This window comes from Leucobacter sp. BZR 635, from assembly GCF_048061935.2.
In the GTDB taxonomy this organism is placed as follows: domain Bacteria; phylum Actinomycetota; class Actinomycetes; order Actinomycetales; family Microbacteriaceae; genus Leucobacter.
The window spans coordinates 1-9,250 of sequence record NZ_JBLUNZ020000058.1 but is presented as its reverse complement, the minus strand read 5'-3'; the positions used below and the strand labels follow the sequence as shown (position 1 = coordinate 9,250).

7 protein-coding genes and 1 pseudogene are annotated in these 9,250 nt (G+C 64.7%); 1 reads left to right on the top strand and 7 read right to left on the bottom strand.

Annotated features, from left to right (window positions below):
* The 7 genes and pseudogenes from ACI1US_RS11865 to ACI1US_RS11835 all read right to left on the bottom strand — a co-directional run.
* Nucleotides 1-340, bottom strand: a 340-nt coding sequence (locus tag ACI1US_RS11865) for a hypothetical protein (protein ID WP_461640651.1), incomplete at its 3' end; no start/stop codon positions are given.
* A 155-nt stretch (nt 341-495) separates the two neighbouring features.
* A complete protein-coding gene (nhaA, locus tag ACI1US_RS11860; RefSeq protein ID WP_461640652.1) occupies nt 496-1,866 on the bottom strand; it encodes a Na+/H+ antiporter NhaA in 1,371 nt (456 codons plus the stop codon).
* Between the two features lie 94 nt (nt 1,867-1,960).
* Nucleotides 1,961-2,092 carry a hypothetical protein gene (locus tag ACI1US_RS11855; RefSeq protein WP_461640650.1) on the bottom strand — a complete coding sequence of 44 codons (132 nt, stop codon included), beginning with the start codon at nt 2,090-2,092 and terminating at the stop codon, nt 1,961-1,963.
* Nucleotides 2,093-2,141: 49 nt separating this feature from the next.
* On the bottom strand, nt 2,142-3,038 hold the full coding sequence (locus ACI1US_RS11850; RefSeq protein WP_461640649.1) for a class C sortase: 897 nt from the start codon (nt 3,036-3,038) through the stop codon (nt 2,142-2,144).
* A 117-nt stretch (nt 3,039-3,155) separates the two neighbouring features.
* Entirely contained in the window at nt 3,156-4,016 is an 861-nt protein-coding gene (locus ACI1US_RS11845; RefSeq protein ID WP_461640648.1) for a SpaH/EbpB family LPXTG-anchored major pilin, read from the bottom strand.
* A gap of 19 nt (nt 4,017-4,035) precedes the next feature.
* Nucleotides 4,036-4,824, bottom strand: a pseudogene (locus tag ACI1US_RS11840) (SpaH/EbpB family LPXTG-anchored major pilin); the annotation flags it as partial.
* Nucleotides 4,817-8,212: a prealbumin-like fold domain-containing protein gene (locus ACI1US_RS11835; protein ID WP_461640647.1), complete on the bottom strand. Its 3,396-nt coding sequence runs from the start codon at nt 8,210-8,212 to the stop codon at nt 4,817-4,819. The pseudogene ACI1US_RS11840 and the gene ACI1US_RS11835, both read right to left, overlap by 8 nt.
* 246 nt (nt 8,213-8,458) lie before the next feature.
* On the opposite strand from ACI1US_RS11835, the gene ACI1US_RS11830 reads away from it, so the two are divergent.
* Nucleotides 8,459-9,250, top strand: a 792-nt coding sequence (locus ACI1US_RS11830) for a hypothetical protein (RefSeq protein ID WP_461640646.1), incomplete at its 3' end; no start/stop codon positions are given.

The window sequence follows — 9,250 nt, the reverse complement described above, 5'->3', positions numbered from 1 at the left end:
CCTGTGTGAGTTGCGCCCTGGAGTCGGCGTTGCGCAGCACCCCCGTGAGGCTGAGATCGCGGTGGATCTCACGCCAGCGCACGGAAAGGTCAACGTGCTCCGGGGCGACCTCCTCCCCCGCGAGCACCTCGTCGTCGACGGGCACCGACCATTCCTCGCGGAGCTTCGCGGCAATCTCGAATGCCGAAGCATCGATCCCGATCCTGACCGGCGGTAGCGCCGCGTCTGGGTGCGAAAGGGTGACTTCAGGCCCGAGGAGGATCCGTGAGACGACCACCTGCTCGGGCACGACCGCGCTCTCGGCCCGTGCGAGCTCGAACAAGAATGCTCCCTCAGGCATGGTTCGCACTCCTCCCGGCTCGTCCGTTCGTTAGCAGGTTACTCCGATGATGTGAACTCGGTGCACACACTGAGACGCTCGGCGTTCCGTTGCCGCGTTCCGGCCTCGGATGCGCGCGGCTCCCGGTCTCAGGATCGACCCGCACCCGCCCCGCGCTACTCCGCCCGCTGGTACACATCGGGAATGCCGTCCGCATTCGCGTCGACCGCGTCGCGGAGCGCGATTCGTCGATACTGGCGGTTGCGCATCGCGAGGAGGGCGGCGGCGAGGAGGGCGGCGATCACGGAGCCGGTGAGGATCGCGACCTTGGCGGTGTCCGCCTCGGCAGACCCGGGCGCGAAGCTCAGCTCCGCGATGAGCAGGGATACGGTGAACCCGATACCGGCGAGGAGCCCGACTCCGATCATGTCGATCCACCGCAGCTCGGGGTCGAGCTTCGTGCGCAACAGCTTCGTGGTGAGCCAGGTCATGGCGAGGATGCCGACCGGCTTGCCAAGCACGAGGGCGGCGACGATCGCGAGGGTGAGCGGGTGGGTCATCGCGGCGCGGATCCCCTCAGCGCCGCCGACGGATACCCCCGCGGCGAAGAACGCGAACACTGGCACGGCGAAGCCTGCCGAGAGCGGCCGGAAGCGGTGCTCGAACTCCTCGGCGAGCCCGGGCTGGGCGGGCTGGGCGGGCTGGCCCGATTGGCCCGACTGGGCATCCCGGTCCGCGCGGCGATGCAGCACCGGGATCGTGAAGCCGAGCAGCACTCCCGCGATTGTCGCGTGCACGCCCGACGCGTGCATGAGCGCCCACGCGACGACGCCGATGGGCAGCAGCACCACCCAGGCCGCGAACGCTCGGGTGCCGAAGAAGACCCGGTAGCGCTGCGCGATGAGCCCGTAGAGCGCGATGACCGCGAGCGACAGGACGAGCGGCAGCACCTCGATGCGGTCGGTGTAGAACACGGCGATGATGCTGATCGCGAGCAGGTCGTCGACGACGGCGAGCGTCAGTAGGAAGATGCGGAGGGCCGGCGGCAGGTGCGAACCGATGATCGCGAGCACGGCGACGGCAAAGGCGATGTCGGTGGCGGTCGGGATCGCCCAGCCGTCGCGCAACGCATCGTCCTGGGCGGCAATGAAGAAGTAGACGAGCGCCGGCACAGCGACGCCGCCGAGCGCGGCTGCGATCGGCACGATCGCGGTGCGGAAGCGCTTCAGGTCGCCGGCGATGAACTCGCGCTTGAGCTCGAGACCCACGAGGAAGAAGAAGATCGCGAGCAGCCCGTCAGCCGCCCATGCCCCCAGCGAGAGCTTGAGGTGCCAGGGCTCGTAGCCGATGGTGAAGTCGCGAAGCGCGAAGTAGCTGGCAGCGGCGGGCGAGTTCGCCCAGACCACTGCGGCGAGCGCGGCGATCACGAGCAGGATGCCGCCGACAGTCTCCTTCCGCAGCAGGGCGGTGATGCGTCGGGCTTCAGTAAAGCCGCCGTGGCGAGGGAACGTGGGTCGGGTGGTCGATGAGGTCACAGGGGTCTCCAGATGGCATGCGTGCGAGGGGCATCGCCCAGCCAGGGCAGGAATCATCGCGGCGCGCGTTCAGGGTCGCGCGGTGAATCTCAGCAGGTGGCCGGGGCTAGGCAGCGGCCAGAGAAGGCGTGGTGCCGGAGAGCATTGCGCCCCACGTCGAGACGTAACCGTTCGTGCCGGTGTGGAGCATCCCCCACGATTTCGGGGCGAACACCGCCCCACTGGCCCGATTCATCATGCCGCCAACCTATCATTTCTTGATGAACGGCCGGAGGAGAACATTTTCGTTACTGTCGACGCCTAGGTGCAAACAGGTACCAGGCGGTCAGGGCGGATCCGCCGACAGTGCCAACGAGCCACCAGGGGAACCCCGCTTCAAGCCCGTCGCCCGCGACCTCGGGGGTGAACGATGATTCGGGTGCCTCAATTCGCTCACCACGGACGAGCAGGCGGTGGGTGTTCACCGACAGCGGGGTGCAGGTGATGAGCGTGAGGTAGTCCCTGTCGGGCACGATGCGTAGCGACTCGGTTTCCGTCGGTAGCACGGTGTCGACGCTCTCAACCCGGTACCACTGCGTCTCGCCCAGCACCTCGACTGAAAACGTGTCACCGACCTCAGATTTGAGGATGGGGGTGAAGAGCCCAGCGTGCACGAGGCCGGAGTGCGCGGTGAGTACGGTGTGGGTGTTCGGCCCACCGATCGGGAGGGAAGAACCATACAGGTGCCCCGCTCCCTTGCTCAGCACCTCATTACTGGTGCCGTGGTAGATCGGGAGCGAGAGATCGACGTCGGGATAGCGGATGCGCCCGATCGCGTCGCTCGGCGAGACTCGCAAGAGCTCCTCGTATGCTTCGTACCCCGCGTTCTCTTGTTCCGCACTGTTGCTGGCAGAGAAGGGGTCGCGCAGGGGGCCCTGCGGCATGAACGAGTTGTACACTTCCGCCTGTTCCCTGGCCGCGCGAAGCTCCTCGTCTGGGGTCTCTTCGAGCGCTTCAAGGTACCCGGAAAGCACCGCATTGTGGTTGTTCGTTGAGAACCAGTTCGCGGCTGCGGTGTATAGGCCGGTGGTGAGGGACGCCGTGACAAGCACTTGGATGATGATCGATTCGACGAGCTTCGCCCGCGGCGAGCGCCGGGCCGGTTGCTGCTTGGTCGTCTCGACCGCTCCGTGCGGGATCGTCACATCACGTCCATTCAGTTCGGGCGGAGGGAGAACATCGTGGAGCCCCGAGTTGTGGTTTGGGGGGGATGGGGATGCCACAACTCAGGACTCCACGACAGCTATGCGCTGCGCTGAGGCTTAGCTCGCGCTGTTACCGCGGACGCGGCGAATCAGCATTGCAGCGGCACCGAGGGCGAGCAGAATGCTGCCTGCGGTGAGGAACCAGGTGCCCGCGCCACCGGTCTTCGGGAGTTCGAAGCCGCCGTTGTTCGGCACGTTGACGACGTTTTCAAGCTTGTCGTCGTTGTTCCCCTCGGCGCCGGAGACGACGACCGGGTTCTCGAGGCTGTTGACCTCGACCTGGATCGGCTCGGCGAGCAGCGTGAAGCCCTCGGGAGCCTTGGTCTCTGCGAGCCAGTACGACTGGTAGCCCACGTCGCCGGGCTTGACCTCAACGCCGTTTGCCCAGGTCGAGTACCGAAGGCCGGTGATGCGGACCTCGCCGCTGTCATCGCTCACGAAGGTGGTCTGGGGCGGATCGATGGGGTTTCCGTCGGCATCCATGACGATCCCGATCGGGTTCGTCTTCGCACGTGCGTCGGCCTCGGTGAGGAAGACCTGGAACTCTGCGCCCTTGAGCGAGTTGCCCTCGTCATCGGTCTTCGTGAAGACGATGTTGCCCCACTTCGAGGTCACGCCGGGCACCTCTGTGCCGGGGTTCTCCGGGTTTTCGGGATCGCCAGGTGTCCAGTCGACCGAGGGGCCGTCCGGGTAGATGACTGCCGAGTTGGTGATGACGCCATCGCCGAGTGAGATGACCTTGGTCTTGATGTCGACCTGCACCTGGGAGGTGCCGCTCGCCTTGCCAGCTTCCTCGAGCTTCACGAGACCAGTCTTCGTGAAGGTCACGAGCACGGTGTTGACCTCGTACTTGCCCGCGAGGTACTTCGGGGTGGTCGGTCGAGTCGATAAAGTCGATGACGTAGTCCTCTGCAGCAAGCGAGACTGAGTCAGCGTTTGCCAGCGAGACCTCAGCGGTCGGCATGTATTCGAGGCGCGAGTCGAGCGTATCCGCGACCTGGTAGCCGCTCAGTGTGCCGCCGCGGGGGATATCACCGCGGATGCTCCAGTCGATGACGTCGCCCAGCTTCACAGACTCTGAATCCTCGGCGGTCTTCGTGTTCCCCTTGGAGTTCTTCGGGTACAGGTGCACGTCGTACAGCCAGTTGTCGAGACTCTCGGGGTCAGTGATCGGCACGGTCACGATGAACGGAACAGCGGGGGTGTAGCCGTTGCTCGTCGTCTCGGTGACGAGGTAGAGACCAACCGGGAGGTTGGAGAAGACTGCGTCACCGTTCGCGTCAGTGAAGAGCTCGTCTGGTGCGGGCTGCGTTGCGTCGAAGCCGAGCGCAGTGGCCTGGTTCACGTCGCCGTTGAGGCCGGCGACTTTCTGCCATCCCGCGTTCGTCGCGAGATCCACTTCGGCGCGATCGATGAGCTTCACCGTGAAGCCAATGCCCTCGATGGGGGTAAGGCCGGTGGTGTCCTGCTGGGTGCCGTCGCCCTCGCCGCCGATGTCATCGGGCTGCTCGAACTTGTGAATGTTCAGGCTGCCCTGCTTGGCGGGGTCGACCGTGAGTGGCTCTGCGGCCGAAGCCGCCTGAGCTCCAGACAGTACGAGGAGCGCTGCTCCTGCAAGTGCCGTGAGTCGAGCGACCCAGCCGGCTTTTCGTGGCTTTGGGGACACGAGGTTCCTTTCGAGAGGGGGTTGGTTGTTCGTCGTGGGAAGTAGTGAAGTGTTAGTCATCAGATGACTCTTTCTTTCGCCGGGTGAAGTACATGGTGGCGAGGAGGGCCAGGCTGAGCAGGGACAGCGCCCACAGGCTCGCCCCGAGCATGGCTGGGCCACCCGTCATCGGTAGTGGGACGAGTTTGGGATCCACGACACTCATCACGACTCCGGCCTGGTCGACGCAGGCGGTCACCCGCTGCGGCCCGTCAGCCGGCAGGCAGCGGTCGGCGAGGGAGCCGTCGGGGGCGAACACGTCAATCTCGTTATTGGTCGCAGCATCGCCCACCTGAAATTTGATTGGTTCGGCGAGCAACTGGACGCCGGCGACGGGCTCCCTGCTGCCGTCCGCACCGATCTGATGCGTCGGAGCCTTCGTCTCGAGCAGCCAGTAGGTGCCCGCGGGGAGATTACTCGCCTGCCACACGCCCTGCTTCGGGCCAGAAGCTGCCGGCCCGAACGTCCAGGTCCCGGCTGGCTTGGAGCCACTCATGACGCCCTGGTCGTCGGCGCGCAACTCGAACTCCTGGCCTGCCAGCACGTAAAGCTCGGCCGAGTCCGGCATCCGCTCGCTACTGAGCTTCCGCACCTCGAAGTAGGGCGAGGAGTAGGTGTTCGAGACCTCACACGCAGCCGGATCCATCGTGCCCGGCTCACCAGTGACGCAGGCGAGCGGCGGTACTGCCGCTGCCGCGGTGACGCTGTTGGTAAATTCGGTGCCGTTCGGAACGACCCCGCCGGCGGACGGGTGCGGATCCCACCCTGGTTCGGTAGGCAGCACGCCGGCTTCGACCGCGAACCACACCTCCGCGGACGCAACGTTCTTGGGCATGTCAAACGCCGCCGTTTGCAGTGTCCAGGTGCCCGCTGCCGCGTCGAACGACGGCGGCGGAACAGCCTTCTCAATGTCCGCGAATTCCGGCGAGCCCGGCTGGGTCCACGCAGGGGTGGGCGGCGTCCCTGTCGGGTCTGGCCGCGTCACCTCCGAGACCAGTTTGCCGTCTTCGTCATAGAAGTACAGACCCCACACCTTGGTGCCAGCGTCGGTGTTCGCGGCGGCGTTCGGCGCCCAGCTCGCTGCGCGCATCACGTCGGTGAGGTCGTCAGTGACGACCACGTCTGGCAGGTCAAAGTTGCGGCCGAGCTTGTCGACGGTGAGCTTATAGCTCACGATGCCGTTCCGCCCGACGGTCACCGCGTCGTCTGGCACCGCAGCCTTTGTCACCTGCCACGCCTGAACCGGGTGGACGGTGCAGAGCCCACCATCTGCGTCGCACGTGGGCGGAAGCGGTTGCCCCTGCTCGGTAACGCTGTTGCGAAGTTCAAAGTCAGTTGCGTCAGCTGTGTCGGTGCGCGGGTCGGTGTGCTCTTTGACCTTGACGGTGTAGGTCGCGGTGATCGAGGTGCGTGCCGGAACGCTCCCGGCGAAGTCAATCCGGGGTGACGTGCCGGTGACCGCGCCGCTTGCCGGGTCGAGGTCCTGTGCTGTGGCAGTGACCCCGGTTCCACCTGACATGGTTGGCCCGGCAACCCAGTCGGCGTCGTCGAGTACATCGGCGAGATGATCGGTATAGGCGACCGGTGCCGGGGCTGAGCCGCTCGAGTTGTCGAACTTCACGCTGTAGGTGACCTGCTGCTGCGCTGACACTGCGGTGCCGCTCGTCGGGTCTGCTGATTTCGACACCGTCAGGTTCGGGCGCATGGGCCCGTTCGTGAACTGGCACTTCAGTGACTCGCCCTGGCCAGAGGTCACCTTCGGGTATTTCACTCGATAGGAGGTATCGCTGAGACGCTTGACGTCAACGCCCTGCCCGCCGATGGTGCAGGCGAAGGTCGTCGAGTAGTCCGCGAGGTTCGCTCCGGCGGACCCTTTCTCGGTGATCGTGTACCAGGCGTCGCTGCGGATCGGGATCGGGCCGAGCGACTCCTCCTGGACGCCGGTCTGGCTTCCCTCGGTCACCGCGGACCCGAGCGGCTGTGGCGTATCATTTTCACCCTCGTGCCATTCGGCGGTGAGCTCAAACTGGTCACCGACCTGTGAGCGTTCGACGACGTTCTTGGTCACCTCAAGCGTTGGGGGTGACGTGCACGAGGCAAGGTCGGTTGGGCTGCCCTTCGCACCGATGTTGCTCGGCGTCCTGAACAAGTTGTCAAAGGTGATCGCGTTCTTCATGCGATTCATCTGTCCCTGCTCGACAATAATGTCGCCTTGCTCGGTGAAGGCGATGCCGTTGAACGGTGCGTCGCCGTCGAGCGGCAGCCCGTTTCGGATGGCCCCACGCTCGAGCTGGTAGCTCCGCGAGCTCGACCCGTCGAGTGCCCGTTGCAGCAGCTCAGCCGAGATCGTGCCGACGGTCGTACCGTCCTGCCGGCCACGATCCTTCTTCGCGCTCGCGATGAAGATCAGGTCTCCCTCTGAGTTGAACGCGAAGTCGCCGTTGCCGCTCGGCGCGCCATTATTCACCCCGCGTGGGGTGGTAAACGTCGCGACCTTCGCGGAGGTGTTCGACCCAATCTTGTGGCGATACACGGTCAGCGAGATCACCCCGGAGGAGCCGGTACCGTTCTCGTAGTAGCCAAAGAAGTAGTCGCCGCTGAGCGGATCGACGGCGCCGGCGACAAACGCTTCGGGCGACGGGTTGGAGCCGTTCGACACGACTTTCTCAGATTTCCCGCCGCGGGTGATGTCGCCGCTTTCCGGCGTGAATCGCCAGATGTCGTACTCTCTCGACGCGAGCCCGTTCGGGTTCTGAACGGTGTAGTAGAACGTCCCGTCGGAAGTGACCCCGAGGGAGTTGACGGATCTGCCGTCATCTCGAATCCCGCGCGAGTCAACCTCCACCCGCGGGCTCCGGCTCGGTGAAGACGACACCTGAAAGGTGTCACCGTTGTAGCTGCCCTGAAGAATTTGCGCGTAGCTCGTCGTCGTCCAGCGCGGAATGAGTCCTCCGCCACGCTTCTGTTCGTGGTCCTGGGAAACGATGTAGTACTTGCCAGGGGCACAATACTGCTCGCCCGAGTAGGTCTCTGGCAGCGTCGGTTGGGCCGGCACCGGGGCCGGGTCTGCTGGCACTGCTGCTCCGTCGCCGGCAGCATCAGGTTGCGCAGCGCCGGGCTTGGCATCGCTGCCAGCGCCCTCGGAGTCGTTCTCGCCGCTCGGGGCATCGACATTTTCTGGGTTCGAGTCGGCCGGCGGCGCTTCGGGGGCAGGGATGCTCCCGCCCTCGCCCGGAGCAGCGGGTGAATCGTCTTCGCCGAGCACAGAAGGCTGGGCTGGCGGGGCCGGCTGCGTCATCGAGGTCACCGTCTGCGCCGGCGCGGTCTCGGCTGGCGCGACGACGAAGCTCAGTGCGAGTAGGGCCGACATCGACTGAAGCATCACTCGGCTTGCAGTTGTGTAACGCATCGATCCCCATCCCCTGTGCTGGCCCCGAGTTTTGACGGGGCACGGCATCTAGGCTGATGGAAGAAATGCCTGTTTTACCGGGTAACGAACCTAATTCACCCTCCCCCATCACCCTGTTTTCGTGCCGACCAGCTGCTCCTAGCATTTGCACAGCACGACAAGTCGCTGAGGACTGTAAAGTCATCGGAAAGGCAACAATTGCACTGATGATTTCGACTTCAGGTGCGCAACTTAATCGAGGACGGCGTGCTAGAAGGATTTCAGTCAACACCCGCGCAGGAACGCGAGCCCGGGCAGGTCGTGCACTCGTTCCAAGCGAGTTACGAACGGCGAGACTTTGGTGCAGCTCGGGCCATCTTTAACCAGCACAGCCTCACCATTTGGTATGGAATCCAGGCAGACGTGCTCGGCCACATTCTCGACGACATTGTCGCGGAAGACCCTCGCGCACAAGACGTCACCTCCGGGTTTCGTGTCTTTCTCGCGTCAACGAGAGAGCAGCGTTACTTCGAACCCGCCGTGTTCAACACGATGCAGGAGACGAGCGACCCAGCTGGGCTGATGATGCGGTTCGGCTACATCAACGATCTGCGGCTGCGCGGCTATTCGGTCGAGGCCCTCGCCCTCTACGATGTGCTCCGCGGCGACCTCGCTGTCATTCAGCCGTTTGGCGACCGCCGCAACAGCTGGCCACAGTTTCTCGCGCTGCAGCAGGGAATCACCGCAATGGTTGCCGGCGATTTCGGTCGCGCCAAACAGCATTTCGCCGAGTGCCTCGCGAGATCCACCACCCCGGGCCTCGAAATGCTCCACCGGAGCGCCCTCGCTCGTTCCGCGCTCATCGAGGCCTCATTTGGCGACCCGCAGATCGCTCGCATGCTGCTTGACCGTGCCGAAGCGGTGACGCGAACCACGAGCTGGATCGAACCATCGATCGATGCCTCTGCGAACCTCACGAAGATCCTCATCGAGCCGAACATACAGCTCGCGCACCGTCAGCTTGCCGCGCTCGACATCTCGAAGATCGGTGAGATGTGG